Genomic DNA, 25,206 nt, shown 5'->3' on the forward strand with positions numbered 1-25,206 from the left:
ACCTCAGCTCGGGTCCAGAGCGTATGTCGATCTCGTGGTCGACCGCTTCGTGTAAGTGATGCGAAACTTCACTGCACGCTTAATTTGGGGACCGCCGTCACGAAACGCGTGCCGCTGCGGACAAGGTCAGCCAATTGGGTCCGCACCTCACGAGCGATGTTCCAGGGCAAGATGAGGACATAGTCCGGTGGGTTCTCCCGCAGCGCCGCTGGTGAGGTGATAGGGATATGGCTCCCTGGCATGAATTTTCCTTGCTTGGATGCCGCAGCATCGCACACGTACGGCAGCAAATCCGGTAGCACACCGGCGTAGTTCAACAGCGTGTTACCTTTCGCGGCGGCTCCATAGGCTGCCACGCGCCGGCCGGCGCGCTTCTGCTCGATTAGGAAAGCTAAGAGATCGTCCTTCACCCGATCGGCACGCTTCTGAAACTCGGTGTAGGTCTCAAGCTGCGTCATCCCAAACTGGTCCTCACGCAATAGCAGCGCACCGACGCGATCCGTAGTGGCGATCGGCGCCTCGACGTGGCAGCCGTACACACGCAAGCTGCCGCCGTGGGTTTGCAGTTCCTCCACGTCCCACACACGGATGCCAGCTGTGGCAAAGATGCGGGCCACCGTGGTGAGCGACAGGTAAGAGAAATGCTCGTGATAGACGGTGTCGAATTGGGTCTGTTCAATCATCGGCATCAGGTGCGGAAACTCAAGAGTGACGACGCCTTTGGGCTTCAGCACGGTGGCCAGCCCGCGGGTAAAGTCGTTAATGTCAGGTACGTGGGCATACACGTTGTTGCCGACGATCAGATCTGCGTGCCGCCCTTCATCAGCCAGTTGGCGTCCGAAGGTTCCGCCAAAGAATTCCCGCCTGACTGGGATTCCCAGCGCCTCAGCGGCTGCCGCTGTGCCCGCTGTGGGCTCGATGCCTAGGCAGGGGATGCCTGCTGCGACGAAGTTCTTCAGTAGGTAGCCATCATTGGAGGCCACTTCGATGACGAAGTTCTCAGGTCCAAGTTGCAGGCGCCTGGTGATCATGGCTACATACTCGGCCGCATGATCGAGCCAACTGCTCGAAGTGCTTGAGAAGTAGGCGTAGTCGGCGCTGAACAATTCTTCGGCGCGGGCGTAGTCCTCGGTCTGCACCAGCCAGCACTGGTGACACACCTTTACGCGCAGTGGATAGTGCACTTCCGGGTTGCACAGGTCTTCGGCCTCCAGGTACGCGTTGGACGGAGGCGCAAAGCCCAAGTCCACAAAGGTGTGCTCCACTGGCGTACCGCAGTGTCGGCATTTCATAACGCGACTCCTATGAAGTCGGCGTCCAGGAGTGGATGGGATAGGTCGCGCGGTGAAATGTCCTCAGGTGGCAATGGCCAGGTAATGGCTAGGCGGGGGTCATCGTGACGTAGCCCGCTCTCGGCGGGCGGGTGGTAAAACGCGGTGTGCAGGTATAACAACTCGCTGTCAGGCTCTAATGTCTGGAAGCCGTGGGCGAATCCTTCTGGGATGACAAGCATTTGGACCTTGTCTTGTGCGAGTTCCTGCGCGTGCCACTGCAAGAACGTGGACGATCCCGTTCGCAGGTCAACCGCGACGTCCCACACTCGGCCGCGAAGGCAGCGGACCAATTTCATTTCCGCATGTGGCGGGTGTTGAAAATGCATGCCCCGGATGGCCCCGGCACGGTTGGTTCTGGAGTGGTTAATCTGCGCGATTTGGCGCTGTCCCAGCACGGGCTCAAGCTCGTCGGCGCAGAAGATGCGGATGAATGCGCCGCGCTCGTCGTAATGCGGCAAGGACTCCACAAGTTTCAGGTCGGGGATCGGGGTGTCGAGGATCCTCATGTTGTTGCCCAAGCCAAATCCGATGCCACCGCATCTGTGATGTATGCGTCCAGTTGGTCCGCGCTCGCCACTTGACCGAGTTCCAGCCATCGGCGATACCAGTCGGCCGTGTGGTGGACTGCCTTTTCAAGATTCCAGACGGGACGCCAGCCGAGATGCATCTTCGCCTTGGCTGTGTCGAGCTGCAGCAAGCCCGCCTCGTGTGGCTGCGGACTGGATGCAGCTTGCCACCGAAGATCTGGCCACGAGCGAGCAAAGTCTCCTAGCACTTGCTCAACCGTACGGTTCCCTTCCCCGTCCGGGCCGAAATTCCACGCATCGCCAACCGTGATGTCACCCGCCAGTAGCCGCTCACCCAGTAGCAGGTACCCACTGAGGCAATCCAGCACGTGTTGCCAGGGGCGCGTTGCGCGCGGCGACCGAATGACTGCTGGCTCTCCAGCGACGAGGGAACGCATTAGGTCTGGGATCAGTCGGTCCTCAGACCAGTCACCGCCGCCGATAACATTGCCGCCCCTGCCAGTTGCGAGCAGCGGAGCCGAGGGCTGCTGGAGAAACGCATTTCGGTAGCTCGCGGCGACCAACTCGGCGCCGGCCTTAGACGCGCTGTAGGGGTCGCGGCCGCCCAGGCGGTCCCGTTCGCGGTAGGCCCAAGGCCATTCGCGATTCTCATAGCACTTGTCAGTCGTGACGACTACCACAGCACGCACACTTGGTGTGTGACGGGCGGCCTCGAGTACATGCACCGTGCCCATGACATTGGTGGACCATGTAGCGACCGGCTCGTGGTACGACCGACGGACCAACGGTTGGGCTGCCAAATGGAAGACGATCTCCGGCCTCTCCGCAGCGAAGACCTCGCGGACTGCCGCTTCATCGCGAATGTCGATGCGATGATCGGCCATGGATAGCTTCAGTAGGTCCCAATGGCTTGGTTCGGACGATGGGTCCAATGCAAGCCCAGCGACGTCAGATCCCAGCGCATGCAGCCAAAGACACAGCCAACTGCCTTTGAAGCCTGTGTGGCCAGTGACGAAGACCCGGCGCCCGCGATATGCGGTTCCGAAAGCGTTCAACGCCAGCATTTCCACGGCGCTTTGCCGCTACTCCATAGTTCTTCGAGCAGATTCCTGTCTCGGAGTGTGTCCATAGGCTGCCAGAAGCCAGAATGCTTGAAGGCAATCATTTCGCCGTCGGCGGCGAGACGAGCCAATGGCGCGCTTTCCCAAGAGATCTCGTCGCCCTCAATGTAATCGAGTACCGCGGGCGACAGGACAAAAAAGCCACCATTAATGAGTCCGCCATCGCCACGCGGTTTCTCGACAAAGCGCGTGACTTGGTCGCCCTCGCACTCGATGGCCCCGTATCGCCCAGGCGGAAGCACCGCGGTAACCGTGGCGTGACGCCCGTGCTGGCGGTGGAATTCGATGCTCGCGCCGATGTTGACGTCGCTCAACCCATCACCGTAGGTGAAGCAGAAAGCCTCATCGTCTTGAATGTAGGTTGCCACGCGTTTGAGACGCCCGCCCGTCATCGTGTCTTCACCAGTATCTACCAGCGTTACTCGCCAGGGTTCTGCGTGGCGCACATGTACCTCCATTTTGTTAATGGACATATCAAAAGTCACGTCCGACATGTGCAGGAAATAGTTGGCGAAATATTCCTTGATGACGTAACCCTTATAGCCACAGCAAACGACAAAATCGTTAATACCATGCTGAGAGTAGAGCTTCATTATGTGCCACAGGATCGGCCGTCCGCCAATTTCCACCATCGGTTTAGGGCGGATGCTGGTTTCCTCCCTCAGGCGAGTCCCTGCACCGCCTGCCAGTAATACGGCTTTCATTGGATCAGCGTCTGCTCGAGATGGTGCCAACTCGACCAATTCGTCGCACCATTTGCTAATCCACAGGAGTAACGCGAGTTACCTTTAGCTGTGACAGTCATATTCTTCATAACACGATGAATGAGAAGGAAAACCCCAACGGTTAGGTGCTCCTGGCCTCGCGCTCCAGGTCGCTTCGGTACGCACGAGTGTAATCATGCTGCCCCAACAACGGCACAGTAATCAGCGGGACACGCGGTCAGCGTACACCGAATTCGATCGCCCCGACGGCCCGACCGCGAGACAAACCTTGGTTGGTTAACCTTCGACTCACGCGTCGTCAACGACATGACAGCTGACATCACTCACTGGGCTGGCGCCCGGTGATCGACGGCCGAGCCCGTATGCTGCTACCTACCTCTAGGGTATGCAGTCCCACTCTTCACTTCCTGGGTAGGGACGAGCGCAAATTACGGAACTTCGGTCAAGTAAGCTCCGCACCGTTATGCGGCGCGGTGGGCCACAACCACCGCGCGGTCGGACACCCCACTCGAGATCGGATAGTGGCGGATAGCCTCATGGCCAAAGACATCACAGGCCATCTCGAGGTAGCGCTCTGAAGAGCGGATGAAATCTCCTTCGTCGAGCCGGACGACAAGGCGCCCAACCAAGTTCCATCGGTTCCGCGTCGGTACGGGCTCGCTGATCACCAGGACGCCGCTCCCCGGCACAAGGACACGACGGCTTTCCTGTAGGAGACTTCGCGCGGAAGCGTCATCTAGGTGGTGTATTACGCCGGTAATAACCACTGCGTCGAAAGAGCCATCCGCGAATGGCAACGCACGCCCGTCCGCAACCTCAAAACGGTAATGGTTCTTCGTGGCCCGGGCCCGCGCGATGTAGCGGGCGTTCATATCCACGCCGACGTAACTTTCGGGGCGGAAAGCGTTCGCCATAACACCAGTCCCGCAGCCTAGATCGAGGATCGATGCCGCGTTAGCGATTCCTTCTCTGCGCAGGACATCCTTCTCGCTTCGGTACCCTGCCTCGAGAATCCACCGGAGGAGATCGAACGTGCGGGGCTCAGCTGCAAGGGCGTGAATCCCGCGGCGAATCACGCTAGGCGTGGACACAGTTGGCAGCCTAGCATCATCGCCACCACACATGCGCCGCTATGGCTTTCCGTTCAAGGCGCGTGCGCCGTGCCATGCCGCTCCACGGGTTACCCGCCAACCAGCCACAAAGGCTCGCGGTGATTGCTTAACTACCCGAATGCCGCGTCGACGCTATGCCATTACTGCGACACAGCTCAGCGATGCAACATCAGCACCCGTCGGACGGCATCGCCGCAGTCGTCGTGGCAGCGTTGCCGGAGTCCAAGCGCCGTGCCAGCCGGCGGTACATCACGCGCCGTCCGAGGGCATTCAGCCGGGCTCGCGCACCGCCGAGTATGAGGTGGCGCCGACCGATCAAACCTGGCAGGGCCGCGGCCAATTCACGCTGTAAATCAACGACATCGTGGTGGTCGGATCGAGTCCGCTGCAGCTCCTCACTCCACTGCGACCGGCGCAGCCGGAACGCTGCAAGCGGCAGGGGGACGGCAAAGAGATCGCCATGAAGCAACACGGCGCAGTAGGTCGCCAGGTCCAGGACGAACGAGGAGCGAGCATTCCAGCCGCCTGCGTCGACTAGCGCGACGCGCCTGAACATTACGCACGCCGGCGCGCCGAAAATATTCGTGCCAGCGACCACGGTTCGGCGGATAGCCTCAGTGCCGGCGACCTCGCCGCGCAACCTTGCGAGCCCGCGGCGCCGCAACACTTTTCTCCCCGCGGCGTCGATGACGTCCATGGTGCATGCGGCGAGCGCTGCCGACGGGTGCGCCGTCAACGCCGCCACCTGTACCGCCAGGCAGTCTGGGTACAGAAGATCATCGGCGCAGACCAGTTTGACGAACTCGCCGCTGGCGAGGCCGGTGACGGCGTTGAAGTTGGCCGTTGCTGCGATGTTGGAGGCGTGTCGGCTCAGGCGGACCCGAGGGTCGACGGTATAACGCTGCAGTGCCTCCCACGTGCCGTCGGTGGACGCGTTGTCGGAAACGAGCAGTTCGAAGTCGCTGAACGTCTGCGTCAAAATCGACTGCATGGTCGCATCAATGAACGCGACGCAGTTGTACACCGGCACGACGACCGATACCGATGGTGTCACGGCACTGCCTCCTGCTCGGCCAAGCCGAGTTCGAGATTACGGCGGAATGACAAGTCCCGATGAGTGGGCCAGCTATGCACCGCGGCCACCGTGACGATGGCCAGCTGCGGCAGCCAGAGGAGCTCCGAGAGCACATGGTCTCCTTATAGCAGGGTGCCCGAACCGATGGGGCGCCGGGCGAAGCGCCGAAGTCATGGTCAATAATTCAATTCCTACCCAATTCTGCCGCTCGGCTTCCCGCATATCGTGCGAGCATCCAAGGTAATGGATCAACACAACTACGGATATGCATCTACACTGCGAACACCGCTTGGGGACCGGAGGGCGAGTCATGGTAACTTTCACGGCTGTGCCCGTATACGATGCGGCGATTCTGGCTGAGGTGCCCTTCGACGACCGTACCCAACCAGCACCGAATGCGGCGATCAATGTTCCTATGCGGGGTTGGTTGACGGCCTGGTTCGCCACTGCGAGCAGTAAGTATCGGCGAGGCGCTGGTGACGTGAGCGCCACCTACGATCTCACTGCCATGGCGCCGGTTGTTTCCCCTCTGGCGGTGCCGACGGGAGCCTTTCCGAGGTGAGCGTAGCGGCGACGGTGAAAGCCCGGTTCGGGCGGCCCGTGCTGCTCAACCTGCGCCCGCTGCGCGACCGCCGCGCCGACGAGAAGGGACGATGCGTAGCCTGCGGCGCCAATACTGTTTTCGTCCTCAATTCCTGGACCATCCCTGACGACTTGCGTGCGTTTTGGGCCGATCCCAGGGTGTCGCGCGCCTATACCCGGCGCGAGAGCATGTTCTGCCGGTTCTGCTGCAGCAACCTGAGGGTGAGGCGGATCGCCGAGGTACTTGTCGGGCTCTACGGTCCGCCCGGGTGTGGGTCGTTGGCTGAACTGATCGAGGACCCGACATTCCGCGATCTCGCCGTCGCCGAGGTAAACACGATCGGCTCGCTCGGGTCCCTGCATGCCCTGCTGCGACGGCTCCCGCGACTTATGTTCTCCGATTACCGGGGACCGCAGCGACTGGGGGAGATAATCGACGGCGCCCGAAACGAAGATATTTGTCGTCTTACCTACCCCGATGCAGCCTTTGACCTCGTCCTGTCGTCAGACACTCTGGAGCACGTCCACGACTTCCGAGCCGCACTAGCCGAGACGCGGCGGGTACTTCGGCCTGGAGGTCGTCATGTCTTCACGGTCCCGGTCGTATGGACGCGCGCAACTACGAAAGCACGGGCCCAAATTGGCGAGGACGGCGAACTCGTGCACCTGATGCCGGCGCTTTACCACGGTAGGGGCAGTGGGGCTTACCGGTTCATTCCGGTCGGGGCCGATTTGCTGACGTTTACCGAGTTCGGGCGCGACATCATCGATTATGTGCGCGAGGCGGGCTTCGAACCGGAGGCCTACCTAGGCGCCGACGATGGTACTGGGGCACAGATCGTATTTGCGGGGCGCGTCCGCGGGTGACTGCACGGGTGGCTCCACGCACGCGGATGCGCAAGCAGCCCACCTGCAAGCAGCGCAGCGCCTGCAAGCTCGCAGCCAACACCAGCCAGACCATCGGTGTCTGGCGCAGCACCGTCGTGGAATGGTCTTCGGCCAGATGGGCCCATCCTGCACGACGTCAAACGTCCGTTGCGCGCAGACTGTGCCCGGCGTGCGGGGCGTCGCTGGTGGTGCGCGCCTGCGACAGCCTAGGTAACTTCTCGGGCCCCATAGATACGCGCGGGATCGCCAGCCTCGCGGCCGGTTCAGCAACTGCGGCCAGCTCAGCTAATCGTCGTGCGTCTACCACGCTGCTGAACGGCTTCGGCCAACGGCACTTCTCCTGCTGGTGCGGCGCCCCGACGGCTCAGGCCAAGTACCTCGCGCACGTTGAGCGCGCCAGCTGTCACACCGGTCGGTCACGGCGGTGTTACGAAATTGCCGGGCGATCAAGCGACAAGTCTTGATTAGAACCGCCGCAGCGTCATCTTTGCGAGAAGGCAATATCTCACCGGCTGCTCAGCAACTCGGGGGATTTGAGGCGTTGAGGCTGGCCCGCCGCCGATAAGGCAGTGGGTCCGGTCAAGACCGGCCGGACCGTGTGCTCGCCAGACTCCCGACGGCCAGGCTTGCGCTCAGCCTGAGCAGGTTCACATTTGGGCCTGGTGCTCTGCCAGTCTGTGCGAGATAGGGTCGGCCGCCCCGCCCGGGCAGGGCGACTCGGGCCGGACGGCGTGGGCGAATACCGAAGTTGCGGTTGAACGAATCTGGTCGCGTGGTCCGATGAACGGATTAGGCGGCGACATCATCGATTACGCGAAAGGCAAATTTTGAGCCCAAAGCCTTGCTATCGCAAGTCTTCTCGGCAGACTCCCGTCTTTTGTGGCGATCACTCCGTCATCGGCTCGGATGCGCAAGAGGAGGTGCTGACAGCCGTATCCGGGGGCCCCGTCGGTGTTGGCCCTTGGTCACCGGCACAGCCATGTGAGACGGCCGGTCTCCGTGCGTAGGAGACGATGATCACCGCGATCGCGATGAGCCACAAGATCGGCGCCCAACCCACTGTGGTGATAACAATTAACCTGCTCACTCCTGGCTGTCCTGAGACCGGTGAAGGGGCTGGCGGGCCTGCGGGGATCTGAGCGATGCTAAGCGCAACAGCCAAACTCACGCAGATGCCGACCGCACGACGGCGGCCGCCGTCGCGTGCAAGCCGTTCAAATATCCCAGTACCGGGCGGTCCGTCGGGGTCTCGGACGATGAGCGCAGCGACTGGCAATACGAATATTAGGTAGTAGCGGATGACCAGAGGGGGGAAGAGCGCTGCGGTGGCCAACAGGACGATGCCCGCCATGACGGGCGGAATGCGCCGCCCCAACGCAACCACGGAGGCGACTACAAGCGCTAGGACGGCATACCCGATCAGCGATCGCGGGCCAGCGAGGAAGCCGTCCGGCACTTTACCGCCCGTTTGGTTAAGCTTGATGGTGTCTGGGACCATCAGGAGCGCTTTGCCAAAGGACACATTCTGCTGTCCTACAAGCCATTGGAAGGGATTATCTTTGGCGAGAAGGTTGTGGATCGACCGTCCAATTGTCTCCGGAAAATCTCGCGGCCACAGCAAGTACGCAGCGAGATTGGAGATCGCGACCCCACCGAGCGCGAGGCCGCCCAAACGCCACTGCCGAGCCGCCAACAATGCCACCGCCAAGACGGAAAATTGGGGTTTCACGAGCGCGACCAAGACAACCATGACCGCCACCAGTCCCCACCGCTGTCGGCACAACGCTATCAAGAAAACCAGCGCGACCGGGACTACGAAGCCCGCCGAGTTGCCCCGATCGACCACCATCCACGCTGGGATGGCTGCGGCACCCAACGCCAAAAAGACCACGACCCGTTCCAGCCCGCGTGTTCCCCTGGCCGCCCAGACCGCAGGAGCAAGGACAGCGGCCGTCAGCGCGAGCAGATAAAAGATCAGCCCCAATTGCGGTGCACCCAGCCATTTTGCGGGAAGCCCGAACAATAGTTGCGGGAGCATTCCAGCCGCGGGGTACACCATTCCCCCCGCCTGGTGACCCGGGAGCAGCAGCATGCCCCAGGGGTCGGGCCGCGCCCCGGCGTCCACCACTATTCCGTAGTCGCTGAAGCAGTGCCTACCGATCTTCGTCCCCCAGTTGCCGAGGCAGTCCTCGGGAGGGTGCACAAGAGAGGAAACCACGTCGGCTGAGTAGTACTGGGTGAGGATGTAGCCCAGTGCCGCCGAAACCGCCGTCGCCAGCAGGATGATGCCGAGCAGGATGGTCCGCTCAGATTCGCCGGTGATTGCCGCGAACCGCTTCCGGCTTCGCTCGACCTGGCCTTGCGGTGCCCCGTCGGGTTGAGTCATCTGCCTTCTCCTCGGTTCAGCACGAAACTGTTCGCGTGAGCAGGGGCCCTCGTGCGCCCACATCCGGGCCCTAAGCGTGAGCCGCGGCAACCCCTTCGGCGGGCTGCAACACGAGGCGCGGTAGGCGCGCGCCAGGTCAGCGGATTGAGTTTCGCGCAAAGACTGCTCAAACACAAGGAATTCGGCCGGATGTGTTCCGGCAGACGCACGCCGCTGCAATCGATATATTTCCTGGCGTATTGGCAATACCATCGCGCACGTTTGCGTGAGCTGAGCATCTAGTATTGACAGCGATCGTGCCCCGCGGTGTCACACACGTACGACGAGGAGTGAGACCGGCGCGCGAGGCGCGGGGGAGATGTGGTGATGAGCAGGCACCGACGAAAATAGGGTTTTAGTGAAACGAGCGCTCATAACCGGAATCACCGGCCAGGACGGCTCCTATCTGGCTGAACTCCTGCTGATCAAGGGGTACGAGGTCCACGGGCTGATCCGCCGAGCCTCAACGTTCAATACGTCGCGGATCGATCATCTCTACGTCGACCCACACCAACCGGGCGCGCGATTGTTCTTGCACTATGGGGACCTGACCGACGGCACGCGGTTGGTGACCTTGCTGAGCACCATCGACCCCGACGAGGTGTACAACCTTGCGGCACAGTCGCATGTGCGCGTCAGCTTCGACGAACCGGTTCATACTGGCGACACCACGGGGATGGGATGCATCCGACTGCTCGAAGCCGTTCGACTTTCCCGAGTGGAGTGTCGCTTCTATCAGGCCTCCTCCTCGGAGATGTTCGGCGCGTCACCGCCACCACAGAGCGAGCGGACGCCGTTTTATCCGCGGTCCCCGTATGGCGCTGCAAAGGTCTACTCCTACTGGGTGACGCGCAACTATCGCGAGGCATATGGGCTGTTCGCGGTCAACGGCATCTTGTTCAACCATGAATCGCCAAGGCGCGGTGAGACATTCGTTACCCGAAAGATCACTCGGGCCGTCGCGCGCATCAAGGCCGGCGTCCAGTCAGACGTCTACATGGGCAACCTCGATGCTGTCCGCGACTGGGGTTATGCGCCGGAGTATGTCGAGGGTATGTGGCGGATGTTGCAGGCCGATGAGCCCGACGATTTCGTTTTGGCGACGGGGCGCGGTTACAGCGTGCGGGAGTTCGCTCAAACCGCATTCGACCATGCGGGACTTGATTGGCAAAAGCACGTGAAGTTTGACGACCGCTATCTACGCCCCGCCGAAGTCGATTCGCTGGTGGGCGACGCGACGAAGGCCGCTGAATCGTTGGGGTGGAAGGCATCCGTACACACCAGCGAGCTGGCGCGGATCATGGTCGACGCGGACATCGCGGCCTTGGAGTGTGACGGCAAGCCGTGGATCGACAGGCCCGTGCTACCAGCTTGGAGCTGAGGGGAGTGGACAATTTGGTCAGAGTCCTCGATCGCGCATCGCCGGTCTACATTGCCGGGCACCGCGGGCTGGTCGGGTCCGCCGTGTTACGCAGGCTTGAGGCCGAAGGATTCACCAATCTCCTTCTGCGGACCCACGAGGAACTCGACCTGACGGATCGCGCCGCGACGTTCGACTTCGTTCTGCACACTAGGCCGAAGGTGGTCATCGACGCCGCCGCCCGTGTCGGCGGCATTCTGGCGAACGACACCTACCCGGCGGACTTCCTGTCCGAAAACCTGCAGATTCAGGTCAACCTGCTCGATGCCGCCGTGGCCGCGCGGGTGCCGCGGCTGCTGTTCTTGGGGTCCTCGTGCATCTACCCCAAATTCGCCCCACAACCCATCCAAGAGAGCGCGTTGTTGACCGGGCCCCTGGAACCTACCAACGACGCATATGCCATTGCCAAGATTGCCGGCATACTTCAGGTACAGGCGGTCAGGCGCCAGTGGGGACTGGCGTGGATCTCGGCGATGCCCACCAATCTCTACGGACCCGGTGACAACTTTTCCACTTCAGGCTCGCATCTCCTGCCGGCGCTCATTCGACGATATGAGGAGGCCAGAGCCAGTGGTGCGGACGAGGTGACCAATTGGGGCTCCGGAGCTCCCCGCCGTGAGTTGCTGCACGTCGACGACCTGGCGAGCGCGTGTCTCTACCTTCTCGAACACTTCGACGGTCCTAACCATGTCAACGTTGGCACCGGCATCGACCACACCATCAGCGAGATCGCTGACATGGTCGCCACCGCAGTGGGGTTTACTGGCGAAACCCGTTGGGACGCAACTAAACCGGATGGAACGCCGCGGAAGCTGTTGGACGTTTCGGTCTTGCGGGAGGCGGGATGGGCCCCGCAGGTCGCACTGCGGGACGGCATCGAGGCAACGGTGGCTTGGTATCGCGCGAACGCCGGCGCGGCGCGAAAATGAATGCGTCCGGCCGCGGTCCTATTGAGTCACCCTTGCGGGGCGCCGAGCGGGTGGTAACGTCCGCCGCCGCACTTCTTCTTCGACCGGTGCTTGCGTGTTAATGTGACGTCGTGGATTTGTTCCGCCGCGGGGGTTTGATTGCACGTAGCACCACCTTCGAAGTGTCGCGCCCTTATTCTGACAAAGGCGCTAAGCGTCAGTTCGTAAAGCAACTTGATTCGCGCGGAGTGAGCGTGGTTTTTGATGTCGGGGCTAACTCTGGCCAATACGCTACGGAGCTCCGGATGGCTGCCTACATGGGCCGCATCATCTCATTCGAACCGCTATCGGGACCGTTTGCGCTGCTGGAACGCAATTCATCGAAGGATCCGCTTTGGGATTGCCGGCGATGTGCCTTGGGTGAGGTCGACGGCACGATTTCGATAAATGTCGCCGGCAATGCGGGCGCAAGCAGTTCCGTCCTGCCCATGTTGAAGAGTCATCAGGACGCTTTTCCGCCGGCGAATTATGTTGGAACAGAAGAGGTTCCGATGCACCGGCTTGACACTGTGGCGAATGACTTGCTGCAGCCTGCGGATAAACTTTTCCTGAAGATCGACGTCCAAGGGTTCGAGAAGCAAGTTATTGCCGGAGCTCAAGAAACGGTGAGTGACCGTTGTGTGGGCATGCAAATCGAACTGTCTCTTTTGCCCCTGTACGAAGGTGGCATGCTCATTCGCGAGGCGCTCGACGTGGTCTATTCACTGGGCTTCACATTGACCGGGCTGCTGCCCGGCTTCACCGATCCTCGCGATGGCCGAATGCTGCAGGCTGACGGCATCTTCTTCCGTGAAGGTAGTTAGTACTGGCGGTTACTCGCTTGAGTTCTGCCGTGCTCGTGCTTTCGATACCTTCGTGAACACGAATTCTAAGAAGCGAAGGTAGTATTCCCAGGTGCGTAGATACGCGCGCGAGATCTTTCGTCCGGCCAGCGGGTAGCGTTCGTGCATGTCCCACATGCGACGCAAATCATGAAAGACCTCGCTCGGGTGGCGGTTAGTGCCAATTCCGGTGGTGTCGAAGTCGCATAACACACGTCGTACCGTGATCGGATCGCGAAGCAAAGCGGCGCGCAAAATAAATTCTTGGTCGGCGGCGACTCCGAAATCGAGGTCGTAGCCGCCCAATTTCTCGACAAGCGAGGACCCGAAAAATGATGCCTGGTGCGGAACCACCTGCCAGCCGGCGAGGAACTTTCGGATGCTGAAGGGGATCGGGCCACGCACGCGCCCAAGACCGATGAGGTTATCCATGCCGAAGCCCCACGCTTCGCGTGCCGGTCCATGAGCTGAGCTCGCCTCCACGGCCGCAGCGACCGCGTCCGGATCGGAAAAACGATCTCCGGAGTGCATGAACCACAACAGATCGCCGGACGCGTGGGCGATGCCCTGGTTCATCGCGTCGTACCTTCCGCCGTCGGGCTCGGACTGCCAATACGCAAATCCCGGCTCAGTCTTTGATAGATACGCCACCACATCGTCACCGGATCCGCCGTCGATCACGATGTGCTCAATGCGACCGCCGTAGCGCTGGGCCCGCACACTGTCGACCGTCCGCTTGAGCCCATCGAAATCGCGGAAGGAGATCGTTATCACTGAGACGGTCGGAGCCGAAGTCACCAACTTCCTCCTAGCATTCTTTGCCGCCCTGCCGCACGGAACTCCTTGTGCCCCTTGTGGTCCCGGTTCGGCTTCTGGAGCCGGACGGCCAAACATCGACCAGCCCTCTTCGGCTGGGCGCAACGGCAGCCAGCCTTCGTCTCAAAATGTTGAGCCGCCGCGTGGGCGTCGCCCAGCGGTATTGCAGCGCCAGCATTGCGAACCGCGGATGCTGTGCGATGGTGTTCTCGAGCGCGGCGCGACCTTCCGGGCCCGGGACCTTTGCGATCTGGTGCAGGATCCAGTCAGCCATCACCGTGATGAGCTCTTGGCACGCGGGGTCGCCCGGGAAGAGGTCAAACATGGCATCGAACGTCGCCGCATGACCGGGGCCGTGCGTCAGCCAGAACTGGGAAGGGTCCACGACCTGGTTATGCCACATGCCTTCAGAATGGCGGCGGTAGACGGCCATCGTTTCCGGCAACATAGCGATTTCGCCGTGAACAGCGTGCCGGACGTGCAGGTACCAGTCCAGCGGCATGATGTCGGCGGGGATGTCGTCGTAGCGCTCGAGACGGCGGTAGACGACGGAGTTGGTTTGGATGAAGTTCATCAAGATCAGGGCGTCGACGGTCAAGTTGCCGCGTAAGTACACCGGTGGGAACTTCGAGTCTTTGGCAGAACCGTCATCCCACATCACCCGCACCGGGTGGAAGCACACGGCCGTCCCCGGGTGTTGGTCGAGGTACGTGACTTGCTTGCTCAGCTTAAGTGGATCGATCCAGAAGTCGTCTCCCTCGCACAGTGCGACGTACTCGCCCCGCGCTAGCGACAGGGCACCCACCAGGTTCTTGTTGAGGCCCAGGTTCTCGGGTCTGAAGATCGGCCGGAACAATTCCGGGTAGCGCTGGGCGTACTCCCGAATGATCCCCGGGGTGGCGTCAGTCGAGGCATCGTCGGCGACGATGATCTCCATCGCGAAATCGGTCCGCTGGGTGACAAAGCTGTCGAATGCCTCTCGGACGTAAGCCTCTTGGTTGTGGGTGGTGGTCACGATGCTGACTTTGGGTGAGTTTGCCGCCGCCCTTTCGTTCACCGCGGAAACCTCATTGGGTGAGCCGAGCCAACGACCTTGGTGCCGTGGTGCATTGCGATGTCGAAACGCCTCACGCGTTGGCTTCGGCCGCGAAACGATAGCCGCGCAGGGCCATCGGAATGAACAGCGCTAACAGCACGACCGCCCAGAGGAGAGTCATCTCCAGAGGCTGGAGGAGGGGGCCGCCGTGGGCCAGTCCCCACATCACCTCTATCGGTGGCGACATCGGTTGCATGCGAACAAGTGGACGAAGCCAGTCCGGGAACAGCCCGATCGGGGTCGTGCCGGGATTGAGGAATGCCAGCGAGACCGTACCGGCCGCCAGCCACGTCATGACGGTGCGACCATTCGCACGGATGGCAAGCGCCATCACCAGCGCCGTGAATCCGATTACCACGATTGGCGGTATCAGAATGTAAAGCAGTGCCGTGGCCCAGCCGTGTGCGAACCGCAGGCCCAGCGCCACTCCCAGCGCGGTGATCAGAATCGTCCCGAGGAGTGCCCGCGCGGCCTCGGCGGCGATCCGTCCGGCGAGCGCACTCACCCGGTGTATCGGTAGCACCCACATGCGGCTGAGCAGCCCGGATTCGCGCTCGAGCTGTATGCCGACCGAGGTGCTGAAAGCGCCGAATAGCGCGGACAACACCGCGCTCACCGGGACCAGGCCGTAGATGCTCTCGACGCCGGTGACCTGATGTACCCGCTCGCCAAGCACCACCTTGTAGGTGACGAGAAGGCAGATCGGCAAGACCAGCGAACCCATCAGCACCGCTCGGTCCCGCTGCCACCGGGTCAGGAGTCGACCCGCTTGCACCCAGCTCTGGGCCAGCATCGAGCCCTGGATTCCCGGCTGCGTTGTCACTAGGTCCGCCTCTGCATCCGCAGCGTGATCGCACCGAAGACCAATACCATGCCCATACACCAGGCGAGGCTGATGGCTAGGTTGCCAGAGACAACCCGGCCGGTGGCCAGGTTGCGCAGCGTCTCGGCGACCTGCGACACGGGCTGGTTGCGGACAAACGGGCGTAACCATTGGGGGAATGTGCTCTCCGGGGCAATTCCGGTGGACAGCATGAAGAGCATGAGCTGTGGGACGAACAGGAGCTGGGTGGCGCCCTGGATACTTCTGGCGCTCGAGCCCATCGCATCGGCCCCCAGCGCCACGGCCAGGCACAACAGCAACGCGATGAGCACGAAGGCCAGCGCGTACCCCGCTCCACCGGTGATCCGGAAACCGAACGCGTAGCCGGCGACCATTGCGACCGTGAGGGCGAGCGCCCCCCGCATCAGGGTGGCGACCATCCGCGCGCTTACGGGGACTACTGCGGCGATCGGGAGAGTCGCCAAACGCTCACCGAGCGAAGTCAGGCGGTCGCGTGCCGCGCGATCGGCGGTGAGCAGCGCGACGAAGATCACGGACTGGGCGACGACGCCGGGAACCAAATACTGTGAATAAGTCATGCGCTGCGTTTCGACCAGACCATGCAGCGCCGCAGTGAAGCCGGCTAGATACGCAACGGGAGACATTATCTCGAAAACCAACCCGCCGTCGCGCGCGGAGGCCATCAGCGAGCGTTCGGTAAGGGCGGCCAATGCGCTCATGACTGAGCCACGGACCGTTCGGTGAGGTGCAGGAACGCTTCGTCCAGTGAGGGCTTGCGCAGCGAGATGTCGGCGAGCTCGATGCCCAGTGCGTCGACCCTGCGAAACACCTCAGCCAGCGTGGTTACTCCGTCCGGGGCGAACAGCGAGACCGAATTGGCCTCGCCGTCGACGTCGATCCCGTCGAGCCCGGTCAGTGCCGCCGCGACCTGCGGTAAGTCGGCAGGATTCGCCGGGGTCACCTGGCAATAGCTGCCACCGGCCCTGCGCTTGAGGTCCTCGGCGGTGCCGCTGGCCACCACCTGTCCGTGGTCGATGACAACGATCGAATCGCTGAGTACGTCGGCTTCTTCCAAGTACTGCGTGGTAAGCAGCACGGTCATGCCCTGCAGGGCCAACGAGCTCACCAGCGACCACACGGCGCGACGGCTACGCGGGTCCAGCCCTGTGGTCGGCTCGTCGAGGATCAGCACCTTCGGGGGCACCATCAATGCGCTGGCAAGGTGGACGCGCCGCCACATGCCTCCGGAGTATGTGGATACCCGCCGGTCGCCGGCCGCCTCGAGGTCGAACTGATCGATCAGCTCGTCGGCGCGAGCCTTGGCCTGCTTGCGGCGGAGACCCCGCAGCCGCCCGAACAACACCAGGTTCTCTCGGCCGGTGAGCAAAGGGTCCAATGCGGTGGACTGGCCGGCCATCCCGATGCTGGCACGCACCTGGGCGGACTGACGGATGATGTCATATCCGGCAACGGTGGCATGGCCCGAACTCGGCCGGATCAGCGTGGAAAGGATGTTGATGGTGGTCGTCTTGCCGGCGCCGTTGTGGCCGAGCAGGCCGCATACCGTCCCCGCCGGAACCGAGAAGTCGACGCCACGCAGCGCCGGCGTGCTTTGCCCGAATGTCTTTGTGAGGCCGACAACCTCAATCGCCAATGGGCTCACAGTGGTGAGTATTTCATGCGGAATGCCCCCGTGTTGACCGTTCGGGTAGTACATGACACTGCCGGCCGCACCGTCGCCGGTTTTCGCTGTGTGCGGCTGCCGCGGGTGAATAAGCAGAATTGGTTTGCCCGCGCGAGCTCATTCGCCGCCTGCGACGACGGCAGATCGCCAAGACCAATTAAACCGAAGGCCTTGGAATTTCCGTTGTAGGCGTATCGTCGGCGAACCTTCGGTGTAGCAACAGGGATCGCACCAGGGGACGGGGCCCCTCAGCCCGAAGCATTTGACTGGCGGGGCGCGGACGAACTATCTGTGGCCACCAGAACCAACGTCCGAGCAGCCTGGCGATAGACGGTGTCATGAACGAGCGTACGATCAACGTGTCGAACAACAGCCCTAGACCAATGGTGGTACCCACCTGACCGATGATCCGCAAATCGCTGACCACCATTGCGGCCATCGTGAATGCGAACACCAGGCCCGCGTTCGTCACGACCTTACCGGTACCGCCCATCGCCCTAATGATGCCGGTGTTGATACCGCCGGCTATTTCCTCTCTCATCCGGGACACCAGCAACAGGTTGTAGTCGGACCCCACCGCCAGAAGGACGATCACAGACATTGGCAGCACCATCCAGTACAAATTTATGCCAAGGATGTATTGCCAGATCAGTACGGACAGACCGAATGACGAGCCGAGCGAAAGTGCCACAGTGCCGACGATTACCAGTGAGGCCACGAAACTTCGCGTGATGATCAGCATGATGATGAAAATAAGGCAGAGTGCGCCCACTCCTGCGATGAACAGATCGTAGGTGGAGCCATCGCGGAAGTCTTTGAATGTCGATGCGGTGCCGGCGATGTAGATCTTGGACGGCTCCAGGGGGGTCGTCTTGAGCGCCTCCTCGGCCGCCGTCCGTATCTTGTCGATACGCGCGAGACCCTCTGGTGACGCGGGATCGCCCTTGTGGGAAATGATGAATCGCGCCGCTTTTCCGTCCGGCGACAAGAACTGGCTCATCGCGCGCTTGAAATCCTCGTTCTTGAAGATGTCGGGCGGCAGATAAAAGGAATCGTCGTCCTTGGCGGCGTCGAACGTCGCCCCCATGGCGGTGGCGTTCTCTTTCTGGTTGTTCATCTGGCCGAGGGTTCCGTTCATGGTGCTGTAACTGGTCAGCAGCATGTTCCGCGCGTCCTCGGCAACCGCGATCGACACCGGAAAAACCTCGAGCAGTTTTGGCAGCAGCGCGTCCATCTTGTTCAGATCGACAATAAGTTCGTCGAGTTTATCGCTCAGCGTGTCGATACCGTCGAGTTCCTCAAATATATTCCTCATAGCCCAGCAGATGGGGATGTCGTAGCAATGCCGTTCCCAGTAGAAATAGCTTCGGAGCGGCCTGAAGAAATCCTCGAAGTCCGAAAAGTGATCTCTGAGGTCGGATATAACGTCACGCATTTCTTTCGTCTTGGCGATCGACTCATGCGTAATAGCCGTTATCTGCTTTTGCAGTGCGTACATGCGCTTCATCGACGCAATTTGGAAGGACAATACGTCCGCCTGCTTCAGCATGTCTGCAGTGCGGGCTTTCATGTATGTCTGATCTTGCTGCATCACCGCGTATTGCATTTGCATCAAGAAAGGTATTGACGTGTGCTGAATTGGGGTGCCCTCGGGTCGGGTTATGCCCTGCACCCGGGAGATGCCGTGAACCTTGAATATCGCCTTAGCCAGTCTGTGCAAGACGAGGAAATCCGCCGGATTGCGCATGTCGTGGTCCGATTCGATCATCACGATTTCGGGCATCATCCGCGCTTGAGAGAAATGACGATCGGCGGCCGCGTACCCGACGTTGGCGGGAATGTCGTTGGGCATGTAGAAGCGGTTGTTGTAGCTAGTCTGATAGCCGGGCAGGGTCACCAGCCCGACCACGGCCACCGCTATAGTCGCAGCGAGAATGGGTACGGGCCAGCGGACAATCGCCGTGCCGATCCGGCGCCATCGACCGAAGGCGAGAACCCGTCTGGGGTCGAAGAGCCCGAAACCGCTCCCGAGAGTGATAACCGCCGGAACCAAGGTAAGCGCGATCACGACCGCCACGAGCATGCCCACGGCGCACGGCACACCCATGGTCTGGAAGATGGGCATGCGGGTAAAGCCGAGGCACAACATCGCCCCGGCGATCGTCAAGCCGGAGCCCAAGACAACGGGGGCTACGCCACGATAGGTGGTGTAGAAGGCCGTTTCCCGGTCCTCGCCGGCCTGGCGCGCTTCCTGGTAACGGCCGAAGAAGAAGATTGCGTAGTCGGTTCCGGCCGCCATCGCAAGCGCCACCAGCAGATTGACGGCAAAAGTGGAGAGCGCGACGAGACTGTGATCGCCGAGAAAGGCGACGATTCCGCGGGCCGCAAGGACCTCGATTCCCACGGTGACCAGCAACAAAATTACGGTGAGGACCGACCGGTACACGAAGAGCAGCACCACAAAAATGATCAGCGCGCCCACCGCGGTCATCTTCAGAATGGATCCGTCACCGGCCTGCTGCATGTCCGACAACAGCGCTGATGGACCGGTGACATAGACCTTGAGCCCCGGCGGCGGCGTGGTATGCGCGATGATACTGCGGACCGCGGCGATGGAGTCCTGACCGAGGGTGGTGCCTTGGTTGCCGGCCAGGTTGAGTTGCACGTAGACGGCCTTGCCGTCGTCACTCTGGGCACCCGCCGCCGTCAGCCGGTCTCCCCATAGATCCTGGACATGCTCGACATGCTTCGGGTCGGCTTTTAGCGCACGGACCAATTGGTCGTAATAGTTGTGAGCGTCGTCCCCGAGGCGCTGCTGCCCCTCCAGCACGATCATTGCAATGCTGTCCGAATCGGACTCCTTGAAATCCTTGCCCATACGCTGCATCGCCTGGACCGCCGGTGCGTCCTGGGGAGCCAATGGCACGGAATGCTCTCGGCCCACCGTCTCCAGCCAGGGAACACCGAAAGTCACCAGCAGCGTCAGCGCGACCCACGCCAGGACGATGAGCACCGAGAACCGGCGGATGCTCCGGGCGAAGAACGGCCCTCGACCGGTTTCGGTGCTCATGCGGCCCTCAACGCCGCCGCGGCATTCCGCCGCTGCGGGCTCATCACAGCCTTGACCACACCGTCCACTTCGGCGCAGCGGCGAATGCCGTCCCTGTTGTCCTGTGTCACGATGTTCCCCACGGTCGCTATGCCTGTGCTGAAAGTGGAAGTCCGGCAGTTAGAGCGGCTCTTTGAGCAACAGCGAGCGCACCAACGGACGGGGGCCTAACGGCCGTAGCAACGAGCTGGCGGGTCGCGGACGCACGCGTTGCGGCCACCAGAACCAGCGTCCCAGCAACGCAGCGACAGACGGCGTCATGAACGCGCGCACGACCAAAGTGTCGAACAGCAGACCCAACCCGATCGTCGTGCCCGTCTGGGCGACGCTGCGCAAGTCGCTGACACCCATCGAAGCCATGGTGAACGCGAACACCAGGCCCGCATTGGTGACGACCTTGCCGGTCCCGGCCATCGCCCGGATGATGCCGGTGTTGATACCGGCGGCAAGCTCCTCTTTCATCCGGGAGACCAGCAGCAGGTTGTAGTCCGAACCCACCGCCAGGAGGACGATCACGGACGTCGATAGCACCGTCCAGTGCAGTTGCAGGCCGAGAAGATACTGCCAGACGAGCACGGACAGCCCGTACGATGCGCCCATTGACAGCAACACCGTGCCGACGATCACCAGCGCGGCGATGAAACTTCGCGTCATGATCAGCATGATGATGAAAATGAGGCAGATCGCGGCGACCCCCGCGATCAAGAGATCCCATTTGGAGCCGTCCACGATGTCTTTCGTGATCGCGGCGGTGCCGGTGAGATAGATCTTGGCGTCTTCCAACGGGGTTCCCTTGAGCGCCTCTTCGGCCGCCGTCTTGATGGGTTCCACGCGGGAAAGGCCTTCGGGCGTCGCCGGATCGCCCTTTTGCGAAATGAGCATCCGGACGTCTTTTCCGTCCGGCGACATAAAGATTTTCTCCACACGTTTGAAGGCCTCCGAGTCATTGATGATTCCCGGCGGCAGGTAGAACGAGTCCTCGTTTCTGGACGCGTCGAACGCCTGACCCATCGCGGCCGAATTATTGCCCTGCGATTCCATCTGGCCCATGACGCCGGCCATGGTGCTGTGCATGGTCAGCATCATGGTCCGCATACTTTGCATGCTTTCGATCATGGGCGGCAGCAGGATGACCATCTGCGGCAGCAGCACGTCGAGCTGATCCAGGTCCGCCACCAATTCTTTGAGCTTGTCGGTTATCTCGTCGACGCCGTCGAGCGCGTCGAATATGGATCGCAACGAAAAGCAGACCGGAATGTCGTAGCAGTGCCGCTCCCAGTAGAAGTAACTGCGAACCGGCCTGAAGAAATCCTCGAAATCGGAAATCTTGTCGCGCAGATCATTCGTGATCTCCTGCATCTCATGCGTTTTGCCAACCATGTGATGGGTCGTCGCGACAAGCTCCTTCATCAGGCCATACATGTGCTGCATGACCTGGATCATCTTCGATAGTTCTTCGGCCTGCTTGAGCATGTCGTCCATGCGGTCCTTCTGGAACGCCATGTTCACCTGCTGGCTCGCCTGCGACATGCTCACGATCCAGGGGATCGTCGTGTGCTCGAGCGGGATCCCCTCGGGCCGGGTCACCGACTGCACGGTGGAAACGCCCGGGACCGCGAGGACGCCCTTGGCCACCTTGTTCAAGACGATCATGTCGGCCGGGTTGCGCAGATCGTGGTCGCTCTCCAGCAGCAGAATCTCGGGCATCATCGTGCGCGACTGAGGGAAATGCCGCTGTGCGGCGGCATTTCCCACACTCGCGGGAATGTCGTCGGGGATGAATTTCTGATCGTCATAGCTGGGGTTGTAATTCGGCAGAGTTATTAGACCGATCAGTGCTATCGCTAAGGTCGTGATGAGAATGGGCGCCGGCCACCGTACGATGGCCGTGCCAATCCGCCGCCACCGATGGGTCGTGATCACCCGTTTCGGGTCGAACAGTCCGAAACGGCCCCCGACCACGAGCAGCGCCGGCGCGAGCGTGAGGGCCACCAGAACCGCGACGGTGATGCCGATGGCGCAGGGAATGCCCAGTGGCTGGAAATAGGGCAATCGGGTGAAGTTGAGGCAGAAAACCGCCCCGGCGATCGTCAAACCCGAAGCCAACACGACTTTGGCTACACTGCCGAACGTGGTGTAGAAAGCCGTTTCCCGGTCCTCGCCGGCCTGTCGTGCTTCCTGATATCGGCCGACGAAGAAGATGCCGTAGTCGGTTCCCGTTGCGATGACCGCGGCGACCAGCAGGTTGACGGCGAACGTGGTGAGGCCCAATAGCTGGAGATGCCCTAGGAAAGCGACTATTCCACGTGACACCTGCAATTGAAGCCCGACCATCAGCAACAAAAGAATGACGGTCGTCACCGATCGATAGACCAGCAGCAGGGTAATGAAGATCACCGCGAGGCTGGTGACGGTGACCAGCATGACGGTCTTCTGACCGGCGATGTTCATGTCCGCCACTGTTGGCGCCGGGCCGGTTACGTAAGCCTTCAATCCGTTCGGCGTGGGTGTCCGCGCCACTATTTGTCGAATCGCCGCTACCGATGCATCGCTCGCGGCCCCACCCTGCGTGCCGGCAAGTTGAACCTGCACATAGACGGCCTTCGAGTCGGAACTCTCCGCAGCCTTCGACGTGACCGGATCGCCCCAGAAGTCCTGGACGTTCTGCACGTGCTTGTCGGCTCGCAACTCACGAATCAACTGGTTGTAGTACTTGTGCGCTTCGTCGCCGAGAGGTTGCTGACTCTCCAGGACGATCATCGCCAGCGCGCCGGAGTTGGTTTCCTTGAAGTCCTGCCCGAGGTGCGCCATCGCCTTAAACGACGGTGCGGCAACGGGACTCAGCGGGACCGCGTTCTCTGCCTCGACCTTTTCCAGCGGTGGAACGCCCAAGGCAATGACGACGGCGATCCCCAGCCATCCCAAGATGATGGGTATGGAAAGCGCATGGATCGCCCGCGCAATGAATGGCCTTGCGTGGCGGCCATTCTCCATATGCGGGTCGCTCTGCACGTCGCTCATGTGGCCGTCAGCATGCAGTAGGTGAACGCGTTCAATTCGTGCGAAACCCTCTCGGCTTTGACGACACCGTCGACCACGATGCGGCAGCCGAGCGTGTCGCTATTACCCTGTGCCACAACGTTTCCCAAGATCGATGGCAGCGTCGTCGAAATATCGAAAGACCACGGCACGGGCTGTCCGTTGACGTGCACCGGGTTGCCGTCGACGTCGAAATAGCTGATGTCGGCAGTCGTCCCCGGCGGACCGAAGATCTCGTACCTGATGTGCTTCGGGTTGAAAGGTTTGGTGTCTTTGATCCGGGTGTCGGCATACGACTCGCGCTTCTCGGAGCCGAAGATGCCGTGCAGCCGCGCGACGGTCATCCCTCCGATGGCGACCACCACCACGATAAGCAACGGGATCCACAGCCGCTTCAGCGCGGCGATCATCCCCGCCCCGCGGGGATGAGTCTGTTGCCGCCCAATTGGCCTCTGAGGTCCGGCGGGGGCTTTGCGACCGATGCCCAAAAAGCCCCGCCGGCGACCAGGCCGCTGGCCACTGTCGCGGCCTTCCCTCGCGCCGTCGGGCCGGGCCCGCAGGTCGGGTTCGGTCACCGCACCCCCTTCTACCCGTTTGCACGTCTCTTGTTATTCCGCCTGCCCGGCGAACCCGTTACACGTCGGAAGCGATACGCCGGGTGTGGACACTTCGAATGCGGTGTACGTCGCAGACTAGTCGTGCTTCGGCACCTCATACGAGCCCCGCCCCCGGGGAGCGCGACCAGGTCTCCATGAGTAAACCACGCCAATCGTCTCCGTATCAGCCCTTCTCCGACGAGATACGGGATCGTAATGCATACCGCGTGCGTAACGGCACTTTATTGTTTCGCCGGCCCTGATGGTTAACCCGGTTGTCACCGGGCGGCCCACTCGGTCCGAAATAGCATCCTCCCACCCGAGGTCGGCCCGGTGGCCAAGGCTTGCTGAGTGATCAACAGCCCCGGTCAGCTAACGACGATGACCGCCCGTAGTCAATGGGTTCGCGATGGTATTTCCGTGGCGACCCGGTGCCGCCGACCTCCGCCGCGGTCGCCCTCGGCCGTCGGTCGCCTCGCGGTGATTTTCGCGGCGGCTCCAGGGCCGGTATCCTAGGCGGCGACAACCACCAAAACTTCATCGTCCTTGAAGGTCGACCGCGCCCAATCGCGAACCGCACCGGTGCGCCATTGCTACAGGTCACAGCTGCCAACGGCGGCAGCTGCGCAGCCTCGCACCGGCCCAATCTTTAGGCGGCGTTAAGAGCCTGAAGGTAACACCCGAAACTTTGTCCAAACCACGGACGCGCGCTGGTGCCTCCAGTAGGGTTTGGAGCGGTTCCACTCGTGTCAACTAGCAGCTTGGAGAACTGTGAGCATCAACCCATTCGACGACGACAACGGCAGCTTTTTCGTCTTGGTGAACGACGAGGAGCAACACAGCCTGTGGCCGGCCTTCGCCGATGTTCCAGCCGGCTGGCGAGTGGTGTACGGCGAGACCGACCGCGCTGCGTGCTTGGAGTACATCGAACAGAACTGGCCCGACATTCGGCCAAAGAGTCTGCGCGACAAGCTCGCAACGGGCCGGGGTTTTGACCAGTAAAGAGTCGGGGTATGGGGCGGGT

The 25,206-nt window shown here is 61.5% G+C and carries 21 protein-coding genes; 5 read left to right on the forward strand and 16 right to left on the reverse strand.

Annotation, left to right across the window (positions count from 1 at the left end):
- Nucleotides 1–68 precede the first annotated feature (68 nt).
- From G6N51_RS01430 to G6N51_RS01460, 7 genes are all read right to left on the reverse strand, one after another.
- Nucleotides 69–1,292, reverse strand: coding sequence for a class I SAM-dependent methyltransferase (locus G6N51_RS01430; protein ID WP_083173543.1), 1,224 nt, complete (start codon nt 1,290–1,292; stop codon nt 69–71).
- Nucleotides 1,289–1,852, reverse strand: a complete 564-nt coding sequence (locus G6N51_RS01435) for a dTDP-4-dehydrorhamnose 3,5-epimerase family protein (protein WP_232078153.1) — start codon at nt 1,850–1,852, stop codon at nt 1,289–1,291. Before G6N51_RS01435 ends, G6N51_RS01430 begins: the two co-directional genes overlap by 4 nt.
- The gene (gene rfbG, locus G6N51_RS01440) at nt 1,837–2,925 is read right to left on the reverse strand and encodes a CDP-glucose 4,6-dehydratase (protein ID WP_232078505.1); all 1,089 of its coding nucleotides are present in this window, start codon (nt 2,923–2,925) and stop codon (nt 1,837–1,839) included. Before rfbG ends, G6N51_RS01435 begins: the two co-directional genes overlap by 16 nt.
- Complete coding sequence (gene rfbF, locus G6N51_RS01445) at nt 2,913–3,686, reverse strand: glucose-1-phosphate cytidylyltransferase (protein WP_083173546.1); 774 nt, start codon at nt 3,684–3,686, stop codon at nt 2,913–2,915. Before rfbF ends, rfbG begins: the two co-directional genes overlap by 13 nt.
- Nucleotides 3,687–4,168: 482 nt before the next feature.
- Nucleotides 4,169–4,831: a class I SAM-dependent methyltransferase gene (locus tag G6N51_RS01450; RefSeq protein WP_083173547.1), complete on the reverse strand. Its 663-nt coding sequence runs from the start codon at nt 4,829–4,831 to the stop codon at nt 4,169–4,171.
- A gap of 157 nt (nt 4,832–4,988) precedes the next feature.
- Entirely contained in the window at nt 4,989–5,873 is an 885-nt protein-coding gene (locus G6N51_RS01455; RefSeq protein WP_083173548.1) for a glycosyltransferase family 2 protein, read from the reverse strand.
- Complete coding sequence (locus G6N51_RS01460; RefSeq protein WP_158086244.1) at nt 5,870–6,007, reverse strand: hypothetical protein; 138 nt, start codon at nt 6,005–6,007, stop codon at nt 5,870–5,872. The genes G6N51_RS01455 and G6N51_RS01460 overlap by 4 nt, the downstream gene beginning before the upstream one ends.
- Nucleotides 6,008–6,452: 445 nt before the next feature.
- Here G6N51_RS01460 and G6N51_RS01465 point away from each other — a divergent pair, with 445 nt between their 5' ends.
- Nucleotides 6,453–7,343 carry a class I SAM-dependent methyltransferase gene (locus tag G6N51_RS01465; protein ID WP_083173549.1) on the forward strand — a complete coding sequence of 297 codons (891 nt, stop codon included), beginning with the start codon at nt 6,453–6,455 and terminating at the stop codon, nt 7,341–7,343.
- 907 nt (nt 7,344–8,250) lie between these two features.
- Here G6N51_RS01465 and G6N51_RS01470 read toward each other — a convergent pair.
- Nucleotides 8,251–9,750 carry a glycosyltransferase 87 family protein gene (locus G6N51_RS01470; protein WP_083173550.1) on the reverse strand — a complete coding sequence of 500 codons (1,500 nt, stop codon included), beginning with the start codon at nt 9,748–9,750 and terminating at the stop codon, nt 8,251–8,253.
- Between the two features lie 397 nt (nt 9,751–10,147).
- Between G6N51_RS01470 and gmd the strand changes: the two genes are divergently transcribed.
- The 3 genes from gmd (at nt 10,148) to G6N51_RS01485 (ending at nt 12,980) form a co-directional block, all read left to right on the forward strand.
- Nucleotides 10,148–11,170, forward strand: coding sequence for a GDP-mannose 4,6-dehydratase (gene gmd / locus G6N51_RS01475; RefSeq protein ID WP_083173551.1), 1,023 nt, complete (start codon nt 10,148–10,150; stop codon nt 11,168–11,170).
- 5 nt (nt 11,171–11,175) lie between these two features.
- Entirely contained in the window at nt 11,176–12,138 is a 963-nt protein-coding gene (locus tag G6N51_RS01480) for a GDP-L-fucose synthase family protein (RefSeq protein ID WP_083173552.1), read from the forward strand.
- Nucleotides 12,139–12,248: 110 nt separating this feature from the next.
- Complete coding sequence (locus tag G6N51_RS01485) at nt 12,249–12,980, forward strand: FkbM family methyltransferase (protein WP_083173553.1); 732 nt, start codon at nt 12,249–12,251, stop codon at nt 12,978–12,980.
- A 9-nt stretch (nt 12,981–12,989) separates the two neighbouring features.
- Here G6N51_RS01485 and G6N51_RS01490 read toward each other — a convergent pair whose 3' ends face one another.
- The 8 genes from G6N51_RS01490 to G6N51_RS01525 form a co-directional block, all read right to left on the reverse strand.
- On the reverse strand, nt 12,990–13,796 hold the full coding sequence (locus G6N51_RS01490; RefSeq protein WP_083173554.1) for a glycosyltransferase family 2 protein: 807 nt from the start codon (nt 13,794–13,796) through the stop codon (nt 12,990–12,992).
- A 10-nt stretch (nt 13,797–13,806) separates the two neighbouring features.
- Complete coding sequence (locus G6N51_RS01495; protein ID WP_083173555.1) at nt 13,807–14,871, reverse strand: glycosyltransferase; 1,065 nt, start codon at nt 14,869–14,871, stop codon at nt 13,807–13,809.
- A 70-nt stretch (nt 14,872–14,941) separates the two neighbouring features.
- Nucleotides 14,942–15,703 (reverse strand): ABC transporter permease, encoded by a 762-nt coding sequence (locus tag G6N51_RS01500; protein WP_180134415.1) that lies wholly within the window; start codon nt 15,701–15,703, stop codon nt 14,942–14,944.
- 29 nt (nt 15,704–15,732) lie between these two features.
- Complete coding sequence (locus tag G6N51_RS01505) at nt 15,733–16,473, reverse strand: ABC transporter permease (RefSeq protein ID WP_083173556.1); 741 nt, start codon at nt 16,471–16,473, stop codon at nt 15,733–15,735.
- The gene (locus G6N51_RS01510) at nt 16,470–17,417 is read right to left on the reverse strand and encodes an ATP-binding cassette domain-containing protein (protein ID WP_083173564.1); all 948 of its coding nucleotides are present in this window, start codon (nt 17,415–17,417) and stop codon (nt 16,470–16,472) included. Before G6N51_RS01510 ends, G6N51_RS01505 begins: the two co-directional genes overlap by 4 nt.
- Nucleotides 17,418–17,595: 178 nt before the next feature.
- A complete protein-coding gene (locus G6N51_RS01515; RefSeq protein WP_083173557.1) occupies nt 17,596–20,508 on the reverse strand; it encodes an MMPL/RND family transporter in 2,913 nt (970 codons plus the stop codon).
- A gap of 159 nt (nt 20,509–20,667) precedes the next feature.
- Complete coding sequence (locus G6N51_RS01520; protein WP_083173558.1) at nt 20,668–23,568, reverse strand: MMPL/RND family transporter; 2,901 nt, start codon at nt 23,566–23,568, stop codon at nt 20,668–20,670.
- Nucleotides 23,565–23,996 (reverse strand): MmpS family protein, encoded by a 432-nt coding sequence (locus G6N51_RS01525; protein WP_232078506.1) that lies wholly within the window; start codon nt 23,994–23,996, stop codon nt 23,565–23,567. The genes G6N51_RS01520 and G6N51_RS01525 overlap by 4 nt, the downstream gene beginning before the upstream one ends.
- Before the next feature lie 957 nt (nt 23,997–24,953).
- Here G6N51_RS01525 and G6N51_RS01530 point away from each other — a divergent pair.
- The gene (locus G6N51_RS01530; protein WP_047323580.1) at nt 24,954–25,184 is read left to right on the forward strand and encodes an MbtH family protein; all 231 of its coding nucleotides are present in this window, start codon (nt 24,954–24,956) and stop codon (nt 25,182–25,184) included.
- The last annotated feature ends 22 nt before the right edge of the window (nt 25,185–25,206 follow it).

Origin of the sequence: Mycobacterium paraseoulense, assembly GCF_010731655.1 — a bacterium.
Lineage (GTDB): Bacteria > Actinomycetota > Actinomycetes > Mycobacteriales > Mycobacteriaceae > Mycobacterium > Mycobacterium paraseoulense.